Here is a 21,215-nt window from a genome sequence, read left to right as displayed (position 1 = left end):
CTCAGCCCGCCGGGGTCTCAGGCGGAGCAGGGATGGTGTAGGACCGTCCGCCGGTGAACGTCGGCAGCCCGTTCACGATCTGCACCTTCGGGGTCAGCTCGTCGACCGCGGCGCCGACCAGCTGCCCGACCATCGCCGGGTCGAGCTGCCCGACCAGCTGCGCGAGGCGGGCCGTCAGCGACGGCACCAGGCCGGTCCGCGGGTGCTTCACGCACCCGTCGAGGGCCTTCAGCTCCTCGACCAGCCGCACGCCGTTGGAAGCGACGACGGCCAGGTCGACCGGCTCCACGATGGGGCTGTGCGCGCACACGTCGCCACCGGCGCCGCGCGGGCACGTCACCTTGATCCGCGGCGGCTCCTCCCCGATGGTGAACCAGGTGCGGTAGCCGGCCTCGTCGCCGGCATCGGGCTGCGACACCCACAGGGTCACGTCATTGCTGCTCATCGCTGCGGGGCCTTTCAGAGGGAGCCGTCGTAGAGGTACGAGAAGGTCGAGTAGTTGAGCGTCCAGAGGAACCGGTTGCCGCCCTCCGGCGCGAGCTCCGGCCGGTACGCCCGAGGCCAGCCGCTGAGGGTGCCGCTGTTCGACACGTACGAGCTGGTCCACACGACCGCGGAGGTGAGGCCGTCGGTCGCCCAGATCGCTGCCTGGTACGCGTAGCTGCCCACGGTGTCCGGGGTGCTCGGGTTCGGGGTGCGGTAGCAGGTGCCGGCGATGAGCACCTGATCGCCGGCGTGCGCGCGGACGGTGAGCCACTGACCGAGGGTGTCGGAGCTGATCGAGTAGTCGCCGCTGTTCGGCGCCCACTGCGTGACCGCGGTCTCCCCGGTCGGGTAGTACCGGGTGATGTAGTACCGGGTCGTGCGCGACCAGAGGTCGGCGGGCCGGCCGGGCACCCACAGCGACCCGTCCCCGCCGAGGTCACCGGCGGCGAACGCCTCACCGGCCGTCGAGCCCGCGCTGCTGTTGTTCTGGACGGTGGTGATGACGCCGGTCGTCAGGTTCACCCGTAGGAACCCGTAGGGCACGCCGGAGGTCGCCGAGGTGTTGTAGATCGCGAGGTGGTTCGCGGTCAGCTTCACCTGCCCGATGCCCGTGCCCAGGGTGGCCGCGCGGTCGGTGCTGCCGCTCCACTCCAGCGTCCAGGTCAGCGTCACCGGGTCCAGGGCGTAGACCCACAGGCCGACCGGGTTCGTCTGCGTGTGCCGGACGAGCTTCACCACGCCGCCGACGACGAACAGGAACGGGTGCGTGTGCGTCGCGCCGTCACCGGACGGCAGGGTGATGGTCTCCCACGCCTGCGCGGCCTCCGACCAGCGGGTGATGATCGTGACGGCGCTGCCGCCAGGCGACAGGTAGATGCGGCCGCCGGCCGACACTCCGTGCGTGGTCGAGACACCCGCCGGGGGCGTCGGCAGCTGCCCGCTGACGCTGTTCTGCGGGTCGAAGTACTTCGTCCCCTGCACGAACGTCTCCACGCCCATCCCGAGGCTCGCGCCGTTGTCCCGCGTGACCGGCAACGAGTGGCTGAACGGGTAGGCCAGGCCGTCGAGGCGGTACGGGGAGCTGACCGTCATCGGGCCGAACACCGGAGGGTTGTACGGGTTGGCCCGCGCAACGACGCCGACGATGAACGGCAGGCCGCCGTCGGTCCGTTCGAGGATGCTCACGTTGTCCCCGGCGCCGACGCCGACGCCGAGGGGAACCGACGCGTACGTGGTGACGAGCGCACCCTCCTTCGTGTAGTTCACCGACACCAGCGAGCCGTTCGCCGACACGACAGTGCCGAGATAGCCGCCTCCGCCCCCACCCTTCGGCTTCTGCCAGGACACGTCCCCGTCGAGGCCGGTGTCCTTCGTCAGGACGAACCCGGCCTCACCACCCGCGGGCACGCCGCCACCCGGGCCGGCCTGGCCCTGGATGTCGGCCGCCCAGACCAGGTCGAAGTCGTTGTTGCTGCGCTTCTTCAGCACCTGGCCAGTGCGGCCACCGCGAGGCACCGGGTTCGCAACCGTCTGCTGCAACACCCGCACGTCGTCGGCGACACCGTCGACCCGCTCCCCGAGGGAGTCCAGGCGGGAATCGTGCGATTCACCCTTCGCCTTCGCTGCGTCCGCGGTGCTCTTCGCGTAGTCCGCGGTCGTCTTCACCTCCGAGACGCGGGCACTCAGGTCGTTGAGGGCGTAGCCGGTCGCGTTGATCGCCGGCGCCAGATGCCCAGCGCGGGGCGTGGCGTCGGTGGTGTCGGTCGGCACGCCGTAGTCGTCGGCCATGCAGTCGCCCTCCCTGGAAGTGGTCTCGCTCAGACCGTCCGGAGAGGGCGCCGCCCGTCAGGGATGCCGGCTCACAGCACGGCGAGGTCCCGAACGCCGAAGGCGGAGCTCACCAGGGCGCACGCGGTGCCCGGGACCGTCGTCGACCCCATCGCCGTCGAGAAGTAGTCGGAGCCGCCCTCGAGCGCCGGGCACTGGAACAGGGTCAGCAGCCCGTCGTTCTCCACGTGCAGGTGGTGATAGTGCCCAACCACCGCGATCGTCGCGCTCGTCTTGCCGTGCGCGCGCTGGTTCTTGAACCACGTCCACAGGCCGGCCCACCCGCCGCGGGCGACATGCCCGTGCGTGAACACCGTGTGCTGCCCGCTCAGGTCCATCGTGTGCGCGAGCTCCTGGTCCGGGATGACGAAGCTGACGTGCCCGTACCCCTCAGCCAGCGAGAACACCTCGGCGCACTGCTCCAGGACGAGCAGGTCGTCGTTGTCGCCGGGCGTGGTGAACGCCTTGCCCGAACCGTCACGCTGCTCTCCGTGATTGCCGGCGACGCCGCTGACGACGACGGGGATGCCGAGGGTGGCGACGGTCTTCACGATCTCGGTCAGCATTCGGCGCGCGACGCGGATCTGCTGCCGACGGTCGAGCTCCACGCTGAACGTCTGCATCGGGTAGAACCCCTTGCAGCCCTCCACCAGGTCGCCAAGGCCGACGAGGTAGATGGTCTCCACGTTCCGGCCGAGCAGCTGCAGCTCACCGACGCGGGCGACGATGGCCGGGCCGAGGGCGGCGAGGCGCTCGACGAGCTTCGCGGTGCCGCCCTGGTCGCGCTTGCCGGTCTGCCAGTCGGCCAGGCCCACCAGCAGCGACTCCCCGGCACCCGTCGCCGGACGGTCCACCGCGGCCGCGGCCAGCGCCGGCACGGTTGCCAGCAGCTCGTCGACATCGAACCCGTCCGCGGCGGCCTCGCGGCGGGTCACGCGGAACCGCGCGAAGAACGTCTGCTGCGTGACCGCGGCCCCCTCCGGGTCGTCGCGAGTCCAGCCGTGGGAGTTGGTGCGGACCTCGATCGGCTCGAGGATGTACAGGTCCGGGTCGATGCCGAGACCCCGCAGGTACGCCGCGCAGTCGCCCTCACCGGGCGCGGTCGGCGCGGGCGGCAGGGTGACGACGGCGGCCTTCGCGCCCCGCTCGAACCGGACGCCAGGCTCGTATCCGCGGGGCGCGGCCGGCTGCGGTGCGGTCACGGTCGGCACCGGAGGCAGCGCGACGGCCTGGTCGAGGGTGGTCAGCCGCAGCTGCCCAGGGGCGTGCGACGGGATGCCCTGCTCGCCTGCGCGGATGTGCGCGATGTGCTTCCGCGCGGCTTCCATCGACACGGTGATGCCGTTCGCGGCGAGCTCGCGGTGGACGACGTACCGGCCGGCGTCCCCAGCGGCGATGCGCGCGTCGAGGTCGGAGAGGAGGGCTGCGGGGGCTGCGCAGACAGTGCAGGGGGTGCTCATGTGATCGGACCGTCCGTAGCGCCCCACCGTGATGCAGGTATCCCGCCGGACCATTGACGCAGGTCAGCGGCGGGAAAGGTCAGGCGCCGAAGATCTTCCCGAGAGCGGTGCCCGCTCCACCGGCGACCGCGCCGACGCCAGCGACCGCGCCGATGATTCGGGCCTTGTACGCCTCCAGCAGCGTGACGCGGGCCTCGAGCGCCTCGATGCGGTCCTCGGCGGCGTCGACGCGGGCCTCGGTGCGGTTGTGTCCCTCGTCGATGCGCTTGCCGAGCTCGTCGAACTTCTCGCTGAACCGCTCCGTCTGAGCGGCCATCCGCTCCTCGAGGCGGGCGAGCGCGATCGCGGTCTCGTGGCCGGCCGGCTGGGTCATGAGGGTCCTCCCTGGTGTCGGGAGAGACACCCCCGGCGTGTAGGAGGACAGGTCCGGTCGGGGGCCGGATCGTCAAGCAGCCCTGGTGGGACCGATGACCCCCGCGGCCGCACCTTCCGGGTGGTGGTCGCGGGGGTCTCCTCGGTTCCCCAACCGTGACGGCCCGCCCAGCCCTGACCGAGCCGTCGAAGGGCACAGTCCGGGCCAGGCGGGCCGGTGTCAGTCGCTCAGCCGCGGTAGCCGAGCCGGTGCAGCAGCGCGCGGGTCTTCGGGCCCGGGATGCCGTCCACTGCCAGCCCGTACCGGGCCTGCACCTTGCGCAGCGCCCGGTCGGACTGCGGCCCCCAGTTGTTCGCCAGCGGCCGGATGACCGGCAGCAGCGCGGGGCGGAACGGGTAGGCGTTGTACCAACGCTGGAACGCGATCGGGTTCGCCTTCGGGTCCGGGCTCAGCGCCGCGGGTGCCGGAGCAGGGGCCGGTGCGGGGGTGGGCGCTGCGGCGCCGGGCAGGCGGAGCACCTGGCCGACCCGAATGACGTTCGGGTTGCCGAGACCGTTCAGCTGTGCGAGCACCTGCCACGTCGTGCCGTGTGCCTTCGCGATGCCGCCGAGCGTGTCGCCAGCGCGCACCGTGTACGAGCCCGCGGCCGACGCCGGAGCAGGAGCGGCGGACTTGCTCGCGACGAATGCGGCCACCGCAGCCCGACGCCAGTTCATGTCGATGCGCGGGTCGATCTTGCGGGTCGGCGCCCACTCGCGGTGCCCGACGACGCGCTCCACGCCACGGCCGGCCTCCATGCACCACGCCGCCTCCAGCGCCACGATGCTCGCGGTGCACGCGTCGGTGTACGGCTCGCCGAGGCCGTTGTTCGCGACCTCCACTGCGGTCGACCGCGGGTTCGCGTTGTTCAGCGGGACGCCGTGCAGCGGGCCGCCCTTGCCGGCGTGCCAGGTGATGCCGGCGGCACACAGCCGGATGAGGCCGGACCGGTTGATGGTGAACTGGCTCAGCTTCTCCCGAACGACGTACGCGTGGCTGCCGTCGACCGAGGTCGCGGCGGACGCGTCGTGGTGCTCGACGAACAGCTGCGTCGGGTCGAACGCGGTCTTCGGCTCAGCGTCGCGGGACTGCCAGCCGGGGACCTCCTCGACGTTGAATCCCCACGAGCGGAGACGGTTGGCGACGCGGGTGTAGAAGTCGACGGCGGTAGCCACGAGCTGCTCCTGACGGGAGGGGGCAAGACCCCTCGGACCGTTCGGAGCAGCAGCCGCACGTCAGGGAGCTACCGTTCGGCTGTGCCGACCGAAGTGACCACCGAGCTCGGCCCGGTGGAGCGGGCACTCGGCATCGCGTACCTCAGCGACGTCGACCTCGAGGACGGCCCACTACCCGCCGGAGCTGCGGTCGTCCTCGTCGACGAGGGCGGGCACCGGCACCCCGGCGTTGTCGCTGCCGTCGAACCGGGCCACTACGGCCGGCACTACCGGGTGCGGTTCACCGTCTGAGTCAGGCGAGAGCGCCGAGCACGAACATCGCGGCGCCACCCATCGACAGCACCCACACCACATCGCCGACCTGCGGGGACGCCCCGGCCAGGTAGCGCAGCGTCGGCACCGTGCCGCCAGCGCTGTCGACGTCCACCGTCGGCGGCGGCCCGGCATTCACGGCGGCCACGACCCCGGCGCTGACCGTTAGCGCCGTGCGGTCCGCATCGGCCTCCGGCCGCACGACCTCCCGGATCAGAGCGTCGAACGGGTTGCTGCTCACGCCAGCCTCCGGGAAAGCGTCAGGCGGGACGGCTGCCGCGTGAAGTCGAACACCAGGCGCTCCAAGCAGTAGACGGTGTCGTCGAGCTGGAGCACCGACTCGTCGATGGCTACGAGGTCGCCCGGATCCAGGTGCGGCGCCATCGGCACCTCCACCTCGATCGTGTCGGTCAGGCCCATCAGCTGCCGCAGCAGACCCTGCGCGGTGTTGATCGCCTGAAACTCGGTCCGGACGGTGGGGACGGTGAAGTACTTCGTCCGCACGCCCACGCTCGTGGTGCCCCACTGTCCGACGGTCTGCTGCGCGACACCACGAACCGGCACATCCTCAGCGGTCTGCCCGAAGCAGACGACCGTGTTGATGCACTCCTCGTCATCGACGGTGCTCGCCGCCCGGGTCAGGGAGGCCTCCGTCAGCGACCACACCGGGTCCCCGCTGCCGGGGTCGCCCGGCACGACGGCGACGATGCCGCCAGTCCGGTCGGTGAGCAGATCCCACCCCGCCGACCACGCCAGGGCGCGGCAGTCGGCCCACGGGTCGGCCCCCTCACCGGGGAGGAAGCACAGCCGTGGGGCGGTGAACTCCGTCGTCGGCGCGGTCACGGTGACGTTCGGGACCTTCGAGCCGAGCAGGCCGAGCAGCGCCGCGCGCGTGTTCGTCCCGGCCGTGATCGCGTACGGCGTCGTGTAGCCCGCCAACCTCACTGACCTCGCGACATCGAAACCGGTCAGGTGCACTCGCACACCGGTCGGCGTGTGCTCGGGGTTCACGGTTGCGATCCGGTAGTGGCCCATCGGGATGCTTTCCACGCCCCCTTCGGGCAGCCGCACGTCGAGGAACAGGCGGAGCTCAGTGACGGCCGGGATCAGCAGGCCGCGCAGCTGGCGGTTCACCAGGTCGCCGCCGTAGGGGCCGTTCACCGCGTCGTCGGCGTAGGTGCCGTCCGTGTCGGCGTACGTCTTCGCCGGGGGCAGCGATCCGAGGTCGGGCAGGATGCCTTCGAACCCGGCCAGCGTCACATCGCAGCTGCGCGGGATGGCTGCTGTCCGATCCCATGTGCAGGTGCCCGCGGTGATGCTCAGGCGGGCCTTCCGGACGCCGTCGAGGGTCCACACCTCCGCACGCCCGACGGCGATGCCCCCGGAGGCCAGCACGTCGGCCGCGGCCGCGCTCAGGTCGGTGTACACGGCTCAGACCCCGATCAGCGTGACGGTGACGCCGAACTTCGGGGCGGTCGCCCGGTCAGGCGTGTCGAGGATGCGCCGTCGCACCCCGTTGATCGCGCGGACAGCCCACGTCTCGCCGGTGTCCGCGCCGAGGGTCAGCGTGACCCCGGCCAGGGCGAGCGCCTCCAGCCGCTGCACCTCGGTGGCCGACTCGAACCACAGCTCGGGGATCTGCACGTTCGGCGGGCTCGGAGGGGCTGACCAGACGACGCGGGTGCCGTCGAGTGCGGTGAACACCGAACTCGGCTGCTCGGTCGTCACGACGATGTCCCCCGCGACCGGCAGCAGATCCACCCGCGACGCCGGCGCACCTGCGCGCTCCACATACCAACCCACGACGGCTCCTTCGCTCAGCCGCGGGTCTGCCGCAGCGTGCCCCGGCCACCACGGGCGGCCTCTGCGAGGGCGTCCATGACCGCGGCCTTGACCGCCTCCGGGTCACCGGAGCCGACGGTCACGTGCACGCCGCCCTCGACGTGGACCGTCCCGCCGCTCGCGTAGTCGTCAAGGGACACCCCGGGCTTGTGCGTGGGGACGATCGTTTCCCCACCTGCCACGAGGGCCCAGTTGTGCTCCCCGCGGGGGCCGGGCATCACGCCGCCGTCGTCGAAGATGCGGTCGGCGGCGAACGCGAGCGGGTTGGCGTACTTCAGCGGGCCGAGGTTCAACCCGCCCCCGCCAACCTTCCCGGCCGCGCCGGCGACGCCACCGAGGAGGCCGATCAGGTCCTCGGCGCGGTCGGCGATCCACTCGAGCACCCCGCCGACCTTCTCGAAGGCCCAGATGAGGTTCCCCAGACCGTTGCTCGCCCAGGCGAGCCCGAACTCGAACAACGGACCGAACACGTCGGTGAGGACCTCCACGGTCCTTGCGGCGTTCTCGAGGGCGGGCACGAGCAGCTCGAGCAGCGTCACGCCGAGCTCGACGAGGTCGGGCAGGAACGGGCCGACGGCGAGGAGCAGCTCCGCGAAGGACTCACCGAGGGAAACAATGCTCGGTGTCATGCCGACAACGGCGTCAGTCGCGCGCTGAATGATTTCCGGAGTGAAAGCGTCAGAAATGGCCTGGGCCAAAGAGACCAAACCGGGCAGGGCCGCATCCATGAAAGCGACCATTGCGTCGCCCCACGCCGACCAGTACGGAGCGATCTTCTCGACCATTCCGGCCGCAATCGTCAGCAGATCGGTGAGGGGCCCGGCCAGCGCGACGATCAGATCCGCGAGCGGCGGCAGCAGTGCGACCAGCAACGTCGATCCGACGCCGAACAGCGCAGTCGCCAGCTCCACCAGGGGCGGAAGGATCTGACGCAGCGCGTCGGTCAGGACCGGCATGACCGGCAGCAGCGCGGCGACGAACGCCGACCCGATCTCCAGCGCGCCCTGCGCGAGCAGCGCCAGCGGCTCGACCAGCTGCGGGAGGAGCTGCACCAGGCCGTCGACGAACTCGACGAACGCATCCGACCCGAGCACGCGGACGAACGCCTGCGCGAGGTCGCCGAGGGTGTCGGCGATGACCGGGAACAGTCGGGCGACCTGGCCGACGAAGGCCTGCATGTCGTCGCTGCGGAACGCCTCCTCGAGCGCGCCGGCGAACGCGCTGATGGCCCCCAGCGCCACCGGTGCAAGCGGCTCGAGGGCGGTCAGCAGCGCCAGGACGGCGCCGGCGACATCGCCGAGGGTGTCGCCGACCAGCGGCAGGATGTCGACGCCCCAGCGCACGAACTCGGCGAAACCGGGGCCGGCGAACGCCGACTCCATGCTCTCGGTGATGCCGGTCAGCCCGGTGAGGACCGCGTCGATGAGCGGCAGGCCAGCCTCGAACGCGTTCGCGAAAGAGCCGCCGATGTTGCCGAGAATCCCGCCGAAACGTTCCAGGATCGGCCCAGCGGTGTCGGCGAGCAGCGCGATGAAGTTCTGGAACCGCTCGCCACCGATCGCGGTGTTCGCGCGGCCGAACATGTTGCCCAGCGCGACCGACACCGAGTCCGCGACGGGGATCAAGGACGGGAGCAGGTTGCGGCTGGTGTCGACGGCCTTGTTCAGCGTCGCGAACAGCGACGGGCCGATCGCGTCGCCGGCCTCCCGCCACGCGTCCTTCAGCGACATCACGTTCATCGCGAAGTCGGCCTGCGCCGGGTTCAGCGTCGCGAGGGCCTGCTTCTGCTCGAGCAGCGCGGCGTTGTACGCCTCCATGTCGCCGACGGCGAGCGCCTGCCGCGCCGACTTGGTGGCGGCCTCGTAGGAGCCCATCGCCGACCCGACGCCATCGAGGGCGCCCGCGGCGAGGACACCAAACGCGGCGAGACCTGCCCCGGCGACCGTCGCGGCACTGACGAGCGCGAGCGCACCCGCGGTCAGCCCACCGATGGCCCCGGTCGCTGCGGCACCGACGCCGACGATCGCGCCCGTGGCGAGGCCGACGCCGGTGACGGCGAGGCTGAGCTTGGTGAGGGTGTTCAGCGCGCCGGCCCACACGCCGGCGCTGGTCTTCGCGTGCGCCGCGGTGGCGGTCATCGCGCGGTTCGTGTCCCGGAGCGCCCGCTGGGCGTCCCGGTTGTCGCCCGTGATGAGGACGTGGAGCCTTGACAACAGCACCTGTGCGCTCCCAACGCCGCGGACGGTCTGACCTGCTGCGGTCAGACCGTCCGGGCGGGGCGCGATCCGTCAGGGATCACGACTTGCGACTGCTGGCCTCTCGGCGCGCGGCTTCCTGCATCTCGGCCTGCCAGACGCACCACGCCTGACCGACGGCGGAGTACCAGCCGGCGTTGGCCTCCGGGCACGTGTCGCCGAGCAGGGCCGGGTAGCTCATGCCGAGCGCCTGCGCGGCCGGGATGAGCACCGCCCACTCCGGCACCCGGGCCTTCAGCTCCGGCGGCGCTTCTGCCCCGTACGCCCGGACTTGCCGGAGGACCGGGAGGTCTTGCCGAAAGGGCCGGCGTTCACCTCGCGCATCAGCGTGTCGACGATGGTGAACAGCACGAACAGGTCCACCTCGGCCAGCGCCTCGGGGGTCGGCGGGATCGGCGTGCCGTCGTCGTCGGCGAGGTCCCACTTGACGACCAGGGCGGCGATGCCCGCGCCCAGTGCGCGACGCACGCGGACCTCGAGCTCCTCACCGGCGGCCTTCTCCTCGTCGGTGAGCGGGTTCTCGGCGTCGACGGCGCGCTTGGCGAGCTGGCCGAGCTCGGCGAACATCTGCGGCACGGCCCGGACCTCGGCCTGCAGCTCGGCGTCCAGGCCGGTCGGGAAGACGCTGACGTGCAGCTCCTCCTCGCCGAAGGACAGGACGAGCTCGCGGGTGAACGACGCGGCCGGGTTGCGGCGGATGGTGGAGATCTTCACGGGGTGGGGTCCAATCGGTGCCAGGAGTGGTTGACACCGGGAACGGTCCGGCCCGGCTCCGCGGATGCACGGAGCCGGGCCGGGGTCACGCCGGGCGGGGTCAGTCCTCGAGGCCGTTGACCAGGGTCGCGGTCAGCTCGAAGTCGTCAGCCTTGACGATCCGCAGGGTGTACTTGGCGACGTACACGTTGTCCTCGTCCTCGCGGTTCGGGACCTCCTTGACCATGACTGGCGCGTCGATGGTCAGCTTGTGGCCGCCCTCGCCGAGCGCCTCGAGGCGCAGGTAGGTGACCTCGCGGTCGCGGAGCTTCTGCAGCCACGCGCGGCCGGCTGAGTCGGCCTCCACGGTCAGGTCGAACCCCACCGTCGGGACGGTGTTGACGACCTTGCTGATGCTCGGCTTGGCCGCGTCCAGGTACTGCTTGCCGGCCCGCAGGTCGGTCACGCTGAACTTGACGGCCAGGGCGTTGTCGACCTTCGTCGAGCCGAGCGTGGCGAGGGAGGTGTCGGCGTACAGCGACACCCGCAGCGCCGGCACGATCTCGTCGGCCAGCTCCTCCACGCCGGCGCTGGTCAGCGCGACACCGTCGGTGAACTGCCCGCCGCCGAGGTTCATGCTGAACGTCGACGTGCCCGAGTTCCGGCCGAACTCCAGCTCGTAGCTGGTCGCGTACACGAACGCCGCCCGCGCCGCGTGCGTGGCGTCGCCGTACTCGACGGTCCACGTCGGCCGCTCGGGCTGCATCGTGAAGGTGTGCGCGTACACGCCGGAGCCGACGGCGGTCTCCGCGGTCGCCGGCGCACCGAAGGCGAGCGCCAGGTAGCGCCGCTGCTCGGTCAGGTTGACCGCGCCGGTGACGGACCCGGACGAGGACTCGGCGTTGAGGTAGGTGCTCGCGACGTAGTACGAGCCACCGGGACGGTGCTCGGCGATGTCGTAGCTGCCATCGATCTTGATGGTGGTCGTGCGGGGGCGCCAGGTCGCAGCAGCGGCCACGCCGGCCGTCGCCTCGATACCGACCTGGGCGACCTGCTCGACGGCGGTCTTGGCGGATGCCATGTGCGTACTCCTGACGGACTGGGGGTGGAAGCGCTTCCGCCCCGTGACCGTCCGGAGTGCGCGCGTGTCGTCAGGGAACCCATGCCGACTCCCGCGCCGCCCACCACCTCGCCACCTCGCCACCCCTTAGAGAGGGGGGTGGCGAAGTGGCGAAGTCGGGTGTGCAACAGGCCCGAGCAGGTGGCGAGGTCACCGAATCCCAGGACCGGCGAGGTGCCGGCGAACTGCGGCGAGCTGGCGAAGTACCTCGCCGGGGCCGGTCAGCTGACGAGCAGCTCGTACCGGCCACCGAGGTAGCGGACCGTCTGCCCGGCGACCCGATCAACCATCTCGGTCTCGGAGATCCGCACGCACGACACGACGGTGCCGGTGGCCGTCTCGCCGCGGGTGCCGTCCAGGGCCTCGTCGACGGCGACCGCGATCGGAACCAGCGGGCCCAGGTCGTCAGCCGGCATCACCACTCGGACGCTGACCGTCACCTCCGTCAGCGCCCGGCGGGCGTTGTTGTACCGGGTGTCGACCGGATCGCCGTACGTGAGGACGAAGATCAGCGGGTACTCCGCCTCCTCCGGGTTCGGGAGGGCTCCTTGCACGATGCGCTTGCGCTCGGCGGGCACGTGCGCGGTCACGGCCGCAGACGCGTACAGGCGACTCACGACGTGCTGCGTCGCAGCGGCGATGGCGTTCACGGTCACTGGGTCAGTCCCAACTGCCGCGCGATGCGGCGGGCTCGGGCCGGCGTGCGGCGCTTCTCCCGGCGGAGCGCGTTCACCAGGAACGGCTTCGCCGGCGTGTTGTGCACCGACCCCTCGTGGACGTGCACGGCGTACTCGGCCGACGCGAACACCTCACCCTCGGTCGGGCCGGTGAGGCGGTGCCCGACGGAGTTGAGCAGGTGCCCGGTGCGGACGTACCCGGACGGCGCCGGTGGCTGGGAGTACACGAGCTCGTCCAGTTCGATCTTCGCGAACCCCTCGACCGCGGCGGTCGCCTCGGCGACGAGCAGCGTGACGGCCTCGTCGGTCATCCGGATCGCGTTGCCGGTGCCGTCGCGCATGATCTGGACGCGGATGTCGGGGCGGGGCATCTCAGGCCACCGCCACGGCGCACAGCGCCTTCGTCTGGACGGCGTAGCTGCCGCCGAGAACGGCAGCGACGACCAGCACGAGGTGGTCGACGCGGACGCGGTCACCGGTCCGCAGGTCGGTCCCGGCCGGCAGAGCGACGCTGTACTGCGTCGTCTCCGTCGCCTGGCTGCCCGACAGCCGCTTCCACCGGCACGGCACGTCCGCGGCGACGACCGTGCCGACGGTGCGGGTGCCGCCGTACGGGCCGGCCGCGGCCTGGTCGCGTTCGATGGTCGCCCGGGCCGGCATCAGCACGACGAGGTCAGCTGCGGCGTCGGCGAGCTGGTCGAGGATGTCCTGCTGCTCCGTGGTCGCCATCAGGCCGACGCCCCTGGGATGCAGCGGGACCGCCACGACCGACGGAGCCGCTCGAGGTTCGCGGTCACCTGGGAGGCGTTGATGGTCGCGCCGTCGGCGGACAGGTCGACCTTCGCGGCGACCTTCGCGAGCTTCACGTCGTAGGCGAGGACGACCGCGCGGGTCGCCCAGATGGTCTCCTCGTAGCCGGCGTCGCCGACGTACCGGCCTGCGCTGTCGCGGAGGCGGGCCTGGTCGAGGCAGGCGTCGACTTCGGCATCGGTCAGCGTGGGGCTGACTGCGGTGCCGGCGTGCAGCGTCACGTAGGCGCGGGCGTCGTCGCGGGTCATGGGTCGGACCGTCCGCGAACGGCCGGAGCCGTCACGAGATCAGAAAGATCGGCTCCGGGGCTTGGGATCCGTGCGGCAGCCGGGAGGGGTCCGGACAAGTCAGACCACGCGGCCGAAACCCCCGGCCGCTGAACCCCTGAAGGAGCCACCGATGACCGCCCCGACCGCTCGGCGGCCCCGGCCCCGTAGCCGCTTCCCCATCGAGGTCATGTCCGCGCAGCAGCAAAAGGCTTTGATGCCGAACGCGCGCTGGGTCGTCTCGGGATGGAAGACCCGCTGCCCGGACTGCGACTCCGAGCTCGGCCACTTCACGCAGGCCCTGCTCCGCGAGCTGATCGACCAGCACCGCTACCGCGACTGCCCCGCCCTCACCGCCTGACCATCCCAGCGAACCCCCGAAGGAACCCCACCATGACCACCCTCTTCTCCCCCGCCACCGTCACGCCACGGGAGCTGCGCATCCTCCGCCGCGCGTACCTCCGCCGGACCGCACCCGTCGCGAGGTGCGCGTCGCACGTCGGCCGGCAGGCCATCGTCGCCGTCGCCCTGCTCGAGATGGTCGACCAGCTGCCCACCTACCTGCGGACGACCATCGCCACCCTCGCCCGCGGCACCGACTGGACCCACGCCGCGGACCTGTGGGACGCGGCCGAGCGGTCGCTGCCCGCGTCGGTCATCCTCACCCCCGCGCTGGTGCAGGCATGAGCTCGCCAGTGGACATGCGGGCGCGGTACGTCTCCCACGCCGCGTACGCCTACCAGGACCGCCAGAACGCCCTTCGCTACATGACCGGCGCGCTACGGCAGCTCCGCCCCGAGCTGGACCCGGAGACCGCTCGGGTCATGACCCGGCTGCTGGAGGCCGGCTTCCCCGGCTGCCCAGAGGAGCTCTGGGACACCGTGGCGGCCATCGTCGCCCCCGCGCTGGTGCCGGCGTGAGCGCCGTGACCGACTACGGACCGCACACCCTCGTCGTCGACGGAGAGGATGACTGGCACATCGACCACCCGCCCACCTGCACACCCGTCCTCCGCTGCGACCACGGCGGCTGCGACCTCGAGCACCCCTGCCCGTTCGCCGCGCTCGTCGACGAGTCCGGCCCCGACGCGTTCGACACCAACCCCGACACCCTCCCGCCCGGCACCTACCCCGTCGCGTACTGGGAGGAGCAGTACGGCTCCCGTGCCGACTGGATCGTCGAATGGGACGCCGGCCTGACCATCACGCTCCCCTGACCCCAGACGCACGTCGCAGCCCCTCACCTCCCGAAGGAGGTGAGGGGCTGCGACGTGCGTCAGGCTGGTCAGACCGTCGCCGGGGCCGGCGCGACCAGGACCAGGACGGCGGCCGGCTCCAGCACCTCGGTGCCGAGCTTCACGCGGCCCTCGACGATCTCGTCGAAGTCCTCCATGCCGCTCCGGATGCCCGAGAGCACCCGGGCCTGAGCCGCAGCGTCGGGGTGCGACAGCACCGCCTTCGCCGACGGCAGGTTCGCCACGCGGACGCGCGCGACACCCAGCAGGGTCTTCGCGACCTCACGGGGGTCCTGCGCCGAACGCAGGGTGGCGATGTCGGTGATGATGGTCGCCCACACCTTCGGCTTGATCTCGAGGATCAGGCCGGTGGAGTCGATGCCAGCCTCCTGGAACGTGGTCACCATGCCGACCAGGTTGGTCCACACGGCCTGACCGTCGGTGGCGTCACCGACGAACTCGACCTCGGTGCCACGGGCCTCGAGGGTGGCGAGCAGCTGAGCGTTGCCGGCCGCGACGATGGCGCGAGCGCCGGCCTGGCCGAGCTCGACCGACATCTTGCCGGCCTCGACCTCCTGGGTGTCGACGGCGACCTTGAAGTAGTCGTCGTCGGTCAGGGTGATCTCCACCGAGGTGGAGGCCGCGCTGGTCCGCGGGAGCAGACCGTCGCGGTTCGCCGGCATCGCGGCGAGCGTCACGGTGGGACGCTTGCGGATGACGACGGTGGAGGTCTTCTGCCCGTTGATGGGCGCCTGGAACTCCTGGGTGTAGGAGGCGGCGAAGTCCTCCAGCTCGGACAGGGTGTTGTGGATGGTGGCGGCCACGACCTTCTGGTCGATGCCCGCGGCCTTGTACTGCGCCATGTTGGCTCAGTCCCTTCTTGGTGGCTGTGAGCGCCGCCCAGCGTGTGCGGCAGTGATCCGCTGGAGTGCCGAAGAGCCGCCCGGCTGGCGTGAGATGCACGGTCCGGTGTGCCGGCGGGTCGTCAAGGAACCCGTCAGCTGCCCCGGGACGCGCCGAACCGCCCCGGCCGAGGTGCGGGCGGCCGGGGCGGTTCGCGTGGAGGTCAGGCGGTCTTCGCGAGGGCGGCCTTCGACTCCAGGTAGAGCTTCATCATCTCCGGGTCGCGGAGCTGCTCAGCGGTCATCGAGTCCATCTCGGCCTCGGTGAGCAGCCGCGCGCCGGCGCCGCTGCTCGCGGTCGCACCGGGGGTGGGCTGCACGACCGGGGCGGGCGTGCCGTCGGCCTTGACCAGGTACGGGTTTGCGGTGAGGAACTCGGCGACCTTCGCCTCGATCGTCGCGGCGTCCTTGCTGCCGAGGCCGGCCAGGTCGACAGCCGCGGCCACGAGCGCCGGGTTGTGCGTGTTCGCCGCGGCGCGAGCGACGATGGCGTCGACGGCGGCCTTCTCCGCGGCCGTGGCCTGCTCGGTCGCGGTCCTCGTGGCGGTCTCCAGCTCGGCGATGCGGTCCTCGAGGGACTTGGTCGCGGCGGCCTTCTCCTCGGTGGCCTTCGTCCGGGCGCGCTCGAGGCGGTCGTTGAACATGCTGTCCAGCTGCTCCTGGGTGAGCTGGATCAGCTTCGGCTCGCCGGCCGGAGCTGCGGGGGCAGCAGCGGACTGAGCGGCGGCGTCGTCGGTGGGGGCGGGGTTCTGGTCGGTCGTGGTCACGATCGGTCCTGTCTGGTGCGGGTGTGCCCGACGAGCGGGCCCGCCCCGGGTCGGGGCGTGTCTCGGACCGTCCGGACCGCCCCACCCGGCCGCACGGAGGTCAGGCCGCCAGGTCGACCAGGTTCAGCACGACGACGACCTCCCACGCGAGCAGCAGGACCGCGCCGGTCCGCAGCGCGACCACCGACGGCCGGGCGAACCACCGCAGCGACGAGGCGAGCACCAGGCCGGGCACGAGCATCGCCACGGAGACGAGCTCACCGGGCCACGCGAGCACCAGGTGCGCGGCGGCCAGGGCGAACCACGCGCCGGCGACAACCCGACGGATGCGGGTGCCGCGGGATGTGCGGATGACGGGGGCAGCGTGCCGGGGAACGGTCATGCCTCCGGACCGTCCGGAGCGACGCGTGGCTGTCAGTCGGCTCCGGGACGCATGAGCTGCGCGGCCCGTTCGGCGCCGACCGCGGCGGTCAGCGATCCGGTGCGGCGAACCAGACCCCACTCGGGGTGCCGGTGCTCGTGCACCAGGTCGGCCAGCTGCAGCTCCCCGCCGGCGTACGCGCGGTACGCGGCCGGCCCGAGGATGTTCCGCTGCTGCTCCGCGGTCAGCCGGGCGAACCGCTCGGGGCCGGTCGGCCCGTAGTCGACGTACGGCACGACGGGGACCATGGCGCACAGGCAGTTCGGGTGAGTGCCCATCGGGACGGTGACGTCGAACTGGCGGCCGTGCATGGCCCAACACATCGGGCAGGTCCTGTCGGGCAGGCAGCGCGACGACCACTGCCAGCGGGCGACGGCCGGGTTCTGCATGTACGCGCGCCTGGTGGCCTCCCTGTACGAGCGGAGCTGCTCGGTTCGGGCGACGGTCTTCGCGTTGCTGAACGCCCCGTCGGTGACCCGCCGGAGCTCCGCGGCGGTCTTGCTCGGCGCCCAGCCGCGCATCACGGCCTCCCGGAGCACGTCCCGCGCTGCGGTCACGGCCTCCCCGGCACGCTCCCGCAGCAGCCGACGCAGCGGCCCGTAGGTCGTCACGCCGACGATCTCCTCCGCGGCGAGCGGGTTCAGCACCCCGAGGCCACCGGTGATGTTCAGGGTGTGCGCCCACTCGGTGCCGTGCGCGACCGCCGCGACCAGCGCCCCGTCGACGAGGGTCACGGTCGCCGTCGCCGTCGCATCAGCGAGCGCGTTCAGCGCCTCGGTCAGGTTCGTCAGCAGCGCGGCGTACCGGGCCTGCCGGTCCAGCCACGCCACGTTTACCGGCTCACCCGCCGCGCGGGCCGCGTCGATGCGCCGCTGCAACGCGGCCAGGTCGCGGGCCACGGACCGCTGCACCCGGACGTACGCCGCGCGCATGTTCCGGGTCGCCTGCGACCGCTCATCGGTCAGCCGCTGCCGGTGCGCGGCGGCGACCTCGTCGATGCTCTGCCGGGCCGTCACCCCTCAGCCCTCGCTCAGACGGTGCCGGCGTCGAACGCCCGCGCGGACGCCTCAGCGGTGCGGGCCTCGGCGAGGTCGGCGGCCTCCCGGTCCCAGCCGAGGAACTCGACGAGCGCGTCGGCGAGGCTCATGCCGGCGTCGACGGCGTCGCGCATCTGCTGCACCCGGCTGCTGGTCGTGCTGGTGGCGATCGGCGCGAACTTCACGTCGAGCGCCGGAGCGTCCATCGGGCGACCGGTCAGCTTGTACAGGTGCCGGCGGACCGCCAGCCGGGCGGCCTCACGGAACGCCCGCCGGTACGTGGTGCGGATCGCGGCGGCCTGCCACCCGACGAACGGCATCGACGCGATCTCCAGCGCGTCACCGCTGATCGGGGCGCCACCGAGCTGCACCAGGTGCGTCGGGATGTGCGCCAGGCGCGCGATCGCGGTCCGCAGGCTGTCCTGCTCGGCGAGGTACTTCTCCGGCTCCGGGCTGTCGAACTGGATGACCTGCCGCTTGTCGCCCTCGGCGTCGGCGACGGTCGGCAGGGACACGTCACGCCCACCGGTGGCCGGGTTCATGCTCGGCAGCGCCGGGCCGACGACGCCCTGCGTGGGGTCGTAGGTCTCGATGCCGAGGTACACGCGGAACGGCAGCGCGTACGACTCGCCGACGACGGCCTGCGTCTGGAGGCTCTTGTTCAGCATGTCGTTGAGCGGGATGGCGTCGTCGAGGACGGACCCGTTCAGGTCGACAACGACCGCGGCGATTTCACCGAGCGGGTTCGGGATCTCCTCGCGGACGTGGAACGCCTCGGGTGCCGGGAGCAGCTGGGCGCTGGTCGTGCCGAAGTTGATGGCCTTCTCCGGCAGGTACAGCGTCGCGGAGGTGAACTGGTCGCCCTCGTCGCGGTAGACGTGGAAGAGCGCGCGGAGCTTCCCGGACTTGCTGACCTGGGCGTACACGGCGCGCGGGTCGACCGCGTACAGCGCGACCTCGCCGGCCTCGTCGTAGTCGACGAGCATGACGGTCTGCGTGCCCGACTTCTCCGCGGTCGTGGCGAACTCGTCGAGGTCGTCGGCCTCCCGCTCGAACAGGTCGGTCGCCCACTGCGCGAGGGCCTGCTCGAACGGGTTATCGGTCGCGGCCTCGACACCGGACGGGACGACGGCGTCGGCGCGGGTGTCGACGATGAGCCGGCACTGGTTGTCCTTCACGCCGGCGACGACCTTGCGGTACGACTCGTTCCAAGCCTTCGACCCGAGGGTGCAGTCGTGCCGGCCGTCGTAGTACGCGAACCGTGGCTCCACCTTCACGCCACGAGCTCGCAGCGTGCTGATCGCGGTCGTCAGGATCCGCGTGTAGTCCATGAGGCACCTCCGGCCTCGGACCGTCCGGGGTCAGCGCTACTCGTCACGGAGGCGCGGGTGGGAACGCAACCGCCCCGGCCGTGATGACCGGGGCGGCGCGTAGGTGGGGCAGTCCCCTGGTGTCCCTCCTCATGCGCCGGTTCCTGACCGGACGACCGCGCCGACCGGGCCCGTCGGCCCGCGTGCCTTGTCGACTGACCGCGAGGGTGCTCAATGGGGGCTCAAGGCTCCCCGACGCCATGAGCCGGACCCGGGAGCCAAGCGACGCCAGCCGGCCGAAGCCGACACCGACGACCGTCCGCGCTCAGCCGGCGCGGGCAACCATCACCACAGTGAGCGGATGGGGACCGGCCCGGCCGGCGCGGCCTTCTCTTCGAGGTGAGTGATTGCGTAGACGAGCGCGTCGAGACGGTCCGGGGAGTCGTTGCCCGGCGTCCACGTCGTCATCTGCCCCTCGAGCTCCTCAAACGGGCCGACGTGGTGCACCTGTCCCTGGTCGTAGTAGACGCTAACGGGCTCCGCGCGGAGCGCCTTCCCGCGCTTGGCGTGCACGCCGAGGACCTTCGGCAGTGGGCCCTTCCACCGGCCCTCCTTGACCGCGTGCCGGAGCGCCGAGTTCAGCGCGGCCTTCACGTAGTCGCCGCCCTGGTTGGTCTCGTACACGATCGCGTCGGCCTGCACCGACCACGCCACGTCGACGCAGGTGCGCGCCGCCTGCTCGGGGCTGCCGAAGCGGGCAGACCGGTCGGCGAGCACGTACATCTGCCGGGGCCGGGTCGCCTGTGCGCTCGCCGCGGCGACGATGCCGGTCTCGTCGGACGTAGCGGTGAATGTGGTCGCGGGGTCGTAGCCGACGACGACGCGGGCGAGGTCGGCCGGTGCCTTGTGCACGCGGTGGTTGTCGATGTTGGTCAGCGAGAACTGCGCGCCCTGCACCTGGTCCATCGCGTCCCAGTCGCCCTCGAGCAGCGCCTTCCGCTTCCGCGGGTCGGTCATCGACCGCAGCGTCATCTCGTACTCGGGGTTCGCAGCCAGCAGCGCCGGGTTGTCCAGCAGCGTCGCCGGCACGAACACCCGGGCGCGGCCAGGACCTGACCCGTCCGGGAGCGGCGGGCGCCACGGCTCGCACGCGACCGGCTGCCCCTGGCCCTCAGCGAGGTCCCCGGGCCGCGGCTTGACGAACCGGCGCTTCACCCACGCGTACCCGACACCCTCGGGGTTCGTCGCACCGATCGCCGCCGTTGGGTGCCCGTTCGACGACCGGAGCCGGGTCAGCATGTACGTGTACTGGGCCTCGGTGAACTCGGTCAGCTCATCGAAGTACAGGCGGTCGAACTCGACGGACTTGTAGTCCTGCTCGTCGCCGTCGTGGGTGAGGCTGATGAGCTGCAGCACGGCGCCGTTCGGGAACGTCCACGACAGGTCGGACTTGTTGTGCGTGGCCAGCCCGCGGCAGATGTCCTGGAGCGGCCGGTGATGGGTCTTCCGCAGCATCGGCAGGGTGCGCCGCACGATGGCGACGTACGCGCCGGGGTGGGTGAGGCAGTACAGGACGGCGGAGTGCCGGAGCCAGTAGCTCTTGCCGCCACCCGCGGCGCCGCCGTACAGCATCTCGAAGACCTCGCCGGCCAGCTGCTCGGCGATCGACTGCTTGGGCTGCGGCTCGTAGCCGGGCAGCGTGGGGGGCTTCGGGTCGTACTCGGCGAGCACGCCCTCCAGCACCAGATCCCACACGGTCGCCATGCGTTCGGACCGTCCGTGAACGCGCTGCTCCGTCGGGGGTTCGGAGCACACTCCGCGCCGTGACCCCACCCGATGAGCTGCCGCTGGACCTGCCCGCCCCGGACCCGACCCGACTCGAGGAGCTCGCGCGTCTCGCCGATCACGCCGCGACGACGCATCAGGGCATCGCCGACGAGGCCCGCACCCGGGCGGCGCTGATGCGGGCGCAGGCGACCGCGGTGCGCGCCCTGGCCGGCGACGACGCCGCGTGCCGGGCCATGATGGCGCTCAGCCGCGACGGGTGGGCCGGAACCGCCGACGACCTCATCGCCGTCGCCCGCGAACTCGCCGGCTCGTACCCGGGCTGTACCCGAACTGTACCCGGGAAAGTGGACCATCGGGAGGCATCGTGAGGCATCGGACCGTCCGCCCGCAGGGGCGTTTGCGCAGGTAGGGAGCCTGTGAG

At 71.8% G+C, this 21,215-nt stretch carries 28 protein-coding genes; 6 read left to right on the top strand and 22 right to left on the bottom strand.

Annotated elements, in window-relative coordinates; genetic code table 11:
- Position 1 precedes the first annotated feature (1 nt).
- The 5 genes from CHB94_RS06270 to CHB94_RS06250 form a co-directional block, all read right to left on the bottom strand.
- Positions 2 to 445, bottom strand: a complete 444-nt coding sequence (locus CHB94_RS06270) for a hypothetical protein (RefSeq protein WP_089335723.1) — start codon at positions 443 to 445, stop codon at positions 2 to 4.
- Positions 446 to 459: 14 nt separating this feature from the next.
- Positions 460 to 2,274 (bottom strand): hypothetical protein, encoded by a 1,815-nt coding sequence (locus CHB94_RS06265; RefSeq protein WP_089335722.1) that lies wholly within the window; start codon positions 2,272 to 2,274, stop codon positions 460 to 462.
- A 71-nt stretch (positions 2,275 to 2,345) separates the two neighbouring features.
- Positions 2,346 to 3,773, bottom strand: coding sequence for a hypothetical protein (locus CHB94_RS06260; protein ID WP_089335721.1), 1,428 nt, complete (start codon positions 3,771 to 3,773; stop codon positions 2,346 to 2,348).
- 79 nt (positions 3,774 to 3,852) lie between these two features.
- Positions 3,853 to 4,146, bottom strand: coding sequence for a hypothetical protein (locus CHB94_RS06255; RefSeq protein ID WP_089335720.1), 294 nt, complete (start codon positions 4,144 to 4,146; stop codon positions 3,853 to 3,855).
- 227 nt (positions 4,147 to 4,373) lie between these two features.
- Positions 4,374 to 5,360: a LysM peptidoglycan-binding domain-containing protein gene (locus CHB94_RS06250; protein WP_089335719.1), complete on the bottom strand. Its 987-nt coding sequence runs from the start codon at positions 5,358 to 5,360 to the stop codon at positions 4,374 to 4,376.
- Positions 5,361 to 5,441: 81 nt separating this feature from the next.
- On the opposite strand from CHB94_RS06250, the gene CHB94_RS06245 reads away from it, so the two are divergent.
- Positions 5,442 to 5,651, top strand: coding sequence for a hypothetical protein (locus CHB94_RS06245; protein WP_089335718.1), 210 nt, complete (start codon positions 5,442 to 5,444; stop codon positions 5,649 to 5,651).
- Position 5,652: 1 nt separating this feature from the next.
- Here the strand turns inward: CHB94_RS06245 and CHB94_RS06240 are convergent, their stop codons facing one another.
- From CHB94_RS06240 to CHB94_RS06190, 11 genes are all read right to left on the bottom strand, one after another.
- Entirely contained in the window at positions 5,653 to 5,913 is a 261-nt protein-coding gene (locus CHB94_RS06240; RefSeq protein ID WP_089335717.1) for a hypothetical protein, read from the bottom strand.
- A complete protein-coding gene (locus CHB94_RS06235; protein ID WP_089335716.1) occupies positions 5,910 to 7,100 on the bottom strand; it encodes a hypothetical protein in 1,191 nt (396 codons plus the stop codon). Before CHB94_RS06235 ends, CHB94_RS06240 begins: the two co-directional genes overlap by 4 nt.
- Positions 7,101 to 7,103: 3 nt before the next feature.
- Complete coding sequence (locus CHB94_RS06230; protein ID WP_141137432.1) at positions 7,104 to 7,475, bottom strand: hypothetical protein; 372 nt, start codon at positions 7,473 to 7,475, stop codon at positions 7,104 to 7,106.
- A 14-nt stretch (positions 7,476 to 7,489) separates the two neighbouring features.
- Complete coding sequence (locus CHB94_RS06225; RefSeq protein ID WP_089335714.1) at positions 7,490 to 9,733, bottom strand: phage tail family protein; 2,244 nt, start codon at positions 9,731 to 9,733, stop codon at positions 7,490 to 7,492.
- A gap of 76 nt (positions 9,734 to 9,809) precedes the next feature.
- On the bottom strand, positions 9,810 to 9,995 hold the full coding sequence (locus tag CHB94_RS06220) for a hypothetical protein (protein WP_089335713.1): 186 nt from the start codon (positions 9,993 to 9,995) through the stop codon (positions 9,810 to 9,812).
- Between the two features lie 8 nt (positions 9,996 to 10,003).
- A complete protein-coding gene (locus CHB94_RS06215; protein ID WP_089335712.1) occupies positions 10,004 to 10,483 on the bottom strand; it encodes a hypothetical protein in 480 nt (159 codons plus the stop codon).
- Between the two features lie 100 nt (positions 10,484 to 10,583).
- The gene (locus CHB94_RS06210; protein ID WP_089335711.1) at positions 10,584 to 11,543 is read right to left on the bottom strand and encodes a hypothetical protein; all 960 of its coding nucleotides are present in this window, start codon (positions 11,541 to 11,543) and stop codon (positions 10,584 to 10,586) included.
- A 260-nt stretch (positions 11,544 to 11,803) separates the two neighbouring features.
- Positions 11,804 to 12,232 carry a tail completion protein gp17 gene (gp17, locus tag CHB94_RS06205; RefSeq protein ID WP_176445437.1) on the bottom strand — a complete coding sequence of 143 codons (429 nt, stop codon included), beginning with the start codon at positions 12,230 to 12,232 and terminating at the stop codon, positions 11,804 to 11,806.
- Positions 12,233 to 12,234: 2 nt separating this feature from the next.
- Positions 12,235 to 12,630, bottom strand: coding sequence for a hypothetical protein (locus CHB94_RS06200; RefSeq protein ID WP_089335709.1), 396 nt, complete (start codon positions 12,628 to 12,630; stop codon positions 12,235 to 12,237).
- 1 nt (position 12,631) lies between these two features.
- A complete protein-coding gene (locus CHB94_RS06195; protein ID WP_141137431.1) occupies positions 12,632 to 12,988 on the bottom strand; it encodes a hypothetical protein in 357 nt (118 codons plus the stop codon).
- Entirely contained in the window at positions 12,988 to 13,317 is a 330-nt protein-coding gene (locus CHB94_RS06190; RefSeq protein ID WP_089335707.1) for a hypothetical protein, read from the bottom strand. Before CHB94_RS06190 ends, CHB94_RS06195 begins: the two co-directional genes overlap by 1 nt.
- Positions 13,318 to 13,468: 151 nt before the next feature.
- Between CHB94_RS06190 and CHB94_RS06185 the strand changes: the two genes are divergently transcribed.
- From CHB94_RS06185 to CHB94_RS06170, 4 genes are read left to right on the top strand one after another with little or no spacing between them, the layout of a single operon-like run.
- Positions 13,469 to 13,696, top strand: a complete 228-nt coding sequence (locus CHB94_RS06185) for a hypothetical protein (RefSeq protein ID WP_089335706.1) — start codon at positions 13,469 to 13,471, stop codon at positions 13,694 to 13,696.
- Positions 13,697 to 13,728: 32 nt separating this feature from the next.
- Positions 13,729 to 14,022 (top strand): hypothetical protein, encoded by a 294-nt coding sequence (locus CHB94_RS06180; protein WP_089335705.1) that lies wholly within the window; start codon positions 13,729 to 13,731, stop codon positions 14,020 to 14,022.
- Positions 14,019 to 14,255, top strand: coding sequence for a hypothetical protein (locus CHB94_RS06175; protein ID WP_141137430.1), 237 nt, complete (start codon positions 14,019 to 14,021; stop codon positions 14,253 to 14,255). Before CHB94_RS06180 ends, CHB94_RS06175 begins: the two co-directional genes overlap by 4 nt.
- Positions 14,252 to 14,551 (top strand): hypothetical protein, encoded by a 300-nt coding sequence (locus tag CHB94_RS06170; protein ID WP_089335703.1) that lies wholly within the window; start codon positions 14,252 to 14,254, stop codon positions 14,549 to 14,551. Before CHB94_RS06175 ends, CHB94_RS06170 begins: the two co-directional genes overlap by 4 nt.
- A gap of 68 nt (positions 14,552 to 14,619) precedes the next feature.
- Here CHB94_RS06170 and CHB94_RS06165 read toward each other — a convergent pair whose 3' ends face one another.
- The 6 genes from CHB94_RS06165 to CHB94_RS06140 all read right to left on the bottom strand — a co-directional run bounded on the left by CHB94_RS06165 (position 14,620) and on the right by CHB94_RS06140 (position 20,770).
- Entirely contained in the window at positions 14,620 to 15,432 is an 813-nt protein-coding gene (locus tag CHB94_RS06165; protein WP_089335702.1) for a hypothetical protein, read from the bottom strand.
- A 203-nt stretch (positions 15,433 to 15,635) separates the two neighbouring features.
- A complete protein-coding gene (locus CHB94_RS06160; RefSeq protein ID WP_089335701.1) occupies positions 15,636 to 16,238 on the bottom strand; it encodes a hypothetical protein in 603 nt (200 codons plus the stop codon).
- A 100-nt stretch (positions 16,239 to 16,338) separates the two neighbouring features.
- Complete coding sequence (locus tag CHB94_RS06155) at positions 16,339 to 16,620, bottom strand: hypothetical protein (protein WP_089335700.1); 282 nt, start codon at positions 16,618 to 16,620, stop codon at positions 16,339 to 16,341.
- Positions 16,621 to 16,652: 32 nt separating this feature from the next.
- Complete coding sequence (locus CHB94_RS06150) at positions 16,653 to 17,675, bottom strand: minor capsid protein (RefSeq protein ID WP_089335699.1); 1,023 nt, start codon at positions 17,673 to 17,675, stop codon at positions 16,653 to 16,655.
- A 14-nt stretch (positions 17,676 to 17,689) separates the two neighbouring features.
- A complete protein-coding gene (locus tag CHB94_RS06145; RefSeq protein ID WP_089335698.1) occupies positions 17,690 to 19,027 on the bottom strand; it encodes a phage portal protein in 1,338 nt (445 codons plus the stop codon).
- A gap of 324 nt (positions 19,028 to 19,351) precedes the next feature.
- Positions 19,352 to 20,770 carry a phage terminase large subunit gene (locus tag CHB94_RS06140; RefSeq protein WP_089335697.1) on the bottom strand — a complete coding sequence of 473 codons (1,419 nt, stop codon included), beginning with the start codon at positions 20,768 to 20,770 and terminating at the stop codon, positions 19,352 to 19,354.
- A 59-nt stretch (positions 20,771 to 20,829) separates the two neighbouring features.
- Here CHB94_RS06140 and CHB94_RS06135 point away from each other — a divergent pair, with 59 nt between their 5' ends.
- Complete coding sequence (locus CHB94_RS06135) at positions 20,830 to 21,162, top strand: hypothetical protein (RefSeq protein WP_089335696.1); 333 nt, start codon at positions 20,830 to 20,832, stop codon at positions 21,160 to 21,162.
- Positions 21,163 to 21,215 lie beyond the last annotated feature (53 nt).

This window comes from Blastococcus mobilis (assembly GCF_900188025.1).
Classification (GTDB): Bacteria; Actinomycetota; Actinomycetes; order Mycobacteriales; family Geodermatophilaceae; genus Blastococcus_B; species Blastococcus_B mobilis.
Note: the sequence above shows the minus strand (reverse complement) of the source record. Positions and strands in the feature narration are given on the sequence as shown.

Coding starts and splice junctions, on each gene's coding strand:
- CHB94_RS06140 (WP_089335697.1), bottom strand. CDS start 20,770: ATGGCGACCGTGTGGGATCTGGTGCTGGAGGGCGTGCTCGCCGAGTAC.
- CHB94_RS06265 (WP_089335722.1), bottom strand. CDS start 2,274: ATGGCCGACGACTACGGCGTGCCGACCGACACCACCGACGCCACGCCC.
- CHB94_RS06165 (WP_089335702.1), bottom strand. CDS start 15,432: ATGGCGCAGTACAAGGCCGCGGGCATCGACCAGAAGGTCGTGGCCGCC.
- CHB94_RS06155 (WP_089335700.1), bottom strand. CDS start 16,620: ATGACCGTTCCCCGGCACGCTGCCCCCGTCATCCGCACATCCCGCGGC.
- CHB94_RS06200 (WP_089335709.1), bottom strand. CDS start 12,630: ATGCCCCGCCCCGACATCCGCGTCCAGATCATGCGCGACGGCACCGGC.
- CHB94_RS06185 (WP_089335706.1), top strand. CDS start 13,469: ATGACCGCCCCGACCGCTCGGCGGCCCCGGCCCCGTAGCCGCTTCCCC.
- CHB94_RS06270 (WP_089335723.1), bottom strand. CDS start 445: ATGAGCAGCAATGACGTGACCCTGTGGGTGTCGCAGCCCGATGCCGGC.
- CHB94_RS06260 (WP_089335721.1), bottom strand. CDS start 3,773: ATGAGCACCCCCTGCACTGTCTGCGCAGCCCCCGCAGCCCTCCTCTCC.
- CHB94_RS06180 (WP_089335705.1), top strand. CDS start 13,729: ATGACCACCCTCTTCTCCCCCGCCACCGTCACGCCACGGGAGCTGCGC.
- CHB94_RS06195 (WP_141137431.1), bottom strand. CDS start 12,988: ATGGCGACCACGGAGCAGCAGGACATCCTCGACCAGCTCGCCGACGCC.
- CHB94_RS06255 (WP_089335720.1), bottom strand. CDS start 4,146: ATGACCCAGCCGGCCGGCCACGAGACCGCGATCGCGCTCGCCCGCCTC.
- CHB94_RS06145 (WP_089335698.1), bottom strand. CDS start 19,027: ATGGACTACACGCGGATCCTGACGACCGCGATCAGCACGCTGCGAGCT.
- CHB94_RS06210 (WP_089335711.1), bottom strand. CDS start 11,543: ATGGCATCCGCCAAGACCGCCGTCGAGCAGGTCGCCCAGGTCGGTATC.
- CHB94_RS06190 (WP_089335707.1), bottom strand. CDS start 13,317: ATGACCCGCGACGACGCCCGCGCCTACGTGACGCTGCACGCCGGCACC.
- CHB94_RS06175 (WP_141137430.1), top strand. CDS start 14,019: ATGAGCTCGCCAGTGGACATGCGGGCGCGGTACGTCTCCCACGCCGCG.